This is a genomic window from Aeromicrobium sp. PFPM2_SD2 (assembly GCF_057364525.1).
Genome location: NZ_JBNFNZ010000409.1, coordinates 1 through 2220, shown reverse-complemented (window position 1 = coordinate 2220; position 2220 = coordinate 1). Strand labels below are relative to the sequence as shown.

At 73.1% G+C, this 2220-nt stretch carries 3 protein-coding genes; 2 read left to right on the top strand and 1 reads right to left on the bottom strand.

Annotation, left to right across the window (positions count from 1 at the left end; all coding sequences use genetic code 11):
* The coding region (locus AC2W7G_RS14355) for a TetR/AcrR family transcriptional regulator (protein WP_485869032.1) at window positions 1-454 on the bottom strand (454 nt) is incomplete at its 3' end.
* 55 nt (window positions 455-509) lie between these two features.
* Between AC2W7G_RS14355 and AC2W7G_RS14350 the strand changes: the two genes are divergently transcribed.
* Complete coding sequence (locus tag AC2W7G_RS14350; RefSeq protein WP_485869034.1) at window positions 510-2054, top strand: carboxyl transferase domain-containing protein; 1545 nt, start codon at window positions 510-512, stop codon at window positions 2052-2054.
* Window positions 2055-2059: 5 nt separating this feature from the next.
* On the top strand, window positions 2060-2220 hold a 161-nt coding region (locus AC2W7G_RS14345; RefSeq protein ID WP_485869033.1), incomplete at its 3' end, for a biotin carboxylase N-terminal domain-containing protein.

Here is a 2220-nt window from a genome sequence, read left to right as displayed (position 1 = left end):
GCGCGCGGGCGGCCGGGCGCTCCAGCCCGGGACGCAGCTCGCGCAGCACGTCCACCCACACGTCCACGTAGGCCAGCTGCAGCTCGCGCACGCGGCGGCGCGCGTCCGGGGCGAGGTTCTGCCACTCGCGGGCCTGCACCGAGATGAGCTCGGGCGAGCCGAGGGCGAAGTCGACGTGGAACTCGACCAGCTCGGTCCAGGTCACCTCCGGCGAGGCGCCCTCGGCGGCGACCCGGCGCCCGCCGGCCAGCAGGAACTCGCTGATCGCGACCAGCGACTGGCTGAGGATGTCGTCCTTGCCCGAGAAGTGCTTGTAGAGCGCCGGGCCGGTGATGCCGCAGGCCGCGCCGATGTCGTGGACGGAGACGCCGTGGAAGCCGCGCTCGGCGAACAGGCGGGCGGCGATCGCCAGGATCTGGTCGCGGCGGGTCTCGGTGGGCAGCTCGGACGTCACGTGGCCAGTCTAGCGCGGCTCGGTTAACGTGCGTTAACCTCCGAGGGTGCCTGAGATGAGAGAGCTGGTCGCCGAGCTGCGCGAGCACCTCGCCGTCGTCCGCCAGGGCGGCAGCGCGGCCTCGCGCGAGCGCCACGTGGCCCGCGGCAAGCTGCTGCCCCGCGACCGGGTCGACCGCCTGCTCGACCCGGGCTCGCCGTTCCTGGAGCTGTCGCCGCTGGCCGCCCACGGCATGTACGGCGGCGAGGTGCCGAGCGCCGGCATCGTCACCGGCATCGGCCGGGTCAGCGGGCGCGAGGTCGTGGTCGTGGCCAACGACGCGACGGTCAAGGGCGGCACGTACTACCCGATGACGGTCAAGAAGCACCTGCGTGCGCAGACGGTGGCTCAGGAGAACCGGCTGCCCTGCGTCTACCTCGTCGACTCCGGCGGCGCGTACCTGCCGATGCAGGACGAGGTGTTCCCCGACCGCGATCACTTCGGCCGGATCTTCTTCAACCAGGCCCAGATGAGCGCCCGCGGCATCCCGCAGGTCGCCTCCGTCATGGGCTCGTGCACCGCCGGCGGCGCCTACGTCCCGGCGATGAGCGACGAGACGGTGATCGTCCGCGACCAGGGCACGATCTTCCTGGGCGGGCCGCCGCTCGTGAAGGCCGCGACCGGCGAGGTCGTCACCGCCGAGGAGCTCGGGGGCGGCGACGTGCACGCGCGCACGTCCGGCGTGGTCGACCACCTGGCCGACGACGACGAGCACGCGCTGCAGGTCGTCCGGTCCATCGTCGGCACGCTCGGTCCGGCCGACGGCCCGAGCGTCCACCGCCAGGTGCCGGTGCCGCCGCGCGAGGACCCGGCGACGCTGGCCGACGTCGTGCCCGCCGACCCCCGGACGCCGTACGACGTCCGCGAGGTGGTCCGCCGGGTCGTGGACGACTCGCGGCTGCACGAGTTCAAGCCGCTGTACGGCGAGACGCTGGTCTGCGGCTTCGCGCACGTCATGGGCTACCCGGTCGCGATCCTGGCCAACAACGGGATCCTGTTCAGCGAGTCCGCGCTCAAGGGCGCCCACTTCGTCGAGCTGGCCAACCAGCGCGGCATCCCGCTGCTGTTCCTGCAGAACATCAGCGGCTTCATGGTCGGGCGCCAGTACGAGAACGGCGGCATCGCCAAGGACGGCGCCAAGCTGGTCACGGCGGTCGCGTCGAGCGTCGTGCCGAAGCTGACCGTCGTCATCGGCGGCTCCTACGGCGCCGGCAACTACGGCATGTGCGGCCGTGCCTACGACCCGCGCTTCCTGTGGACGTGGCCGAACGCGCGCACGTCCGTCATGGGCGGCGAGCAGGCCGCGTCGGTGCTGGCCACCGTGCGCCGCGACGGCATCGAGGCCCGGGGCGGCGAGTGGAGCGCCGAGGACGAGGAGGCGTTCAAGGCGCCGATCCGCGCCCAGTACGAGGAGCAGGGCTCGGCCTACTACTCCACCGCCCGGCTGTGGGACGACGGGATCATCGACCCCGCCGACACCCGCCGCGTCGTCGCCATGGGCCTGCAGGTCGCCGCCCAGGCCCCGATCCCCGCGCCGCAGTTCGGCGTCTTCCGGATGTGAGACCCATGAGCACCTTCACGACCGTCCTGGTCGCCAACCGCGGCGAGATCGCCCGGCGCGTGTTCCGCAGCTGCCGCGAGCAGGGGCTGCGCACCGTCGCGGTGCACTCCGACGCGGACGCCGACGCCCCGTTCGTCCGCGAGGCCGACGTCGCGGTGCTGCGGCC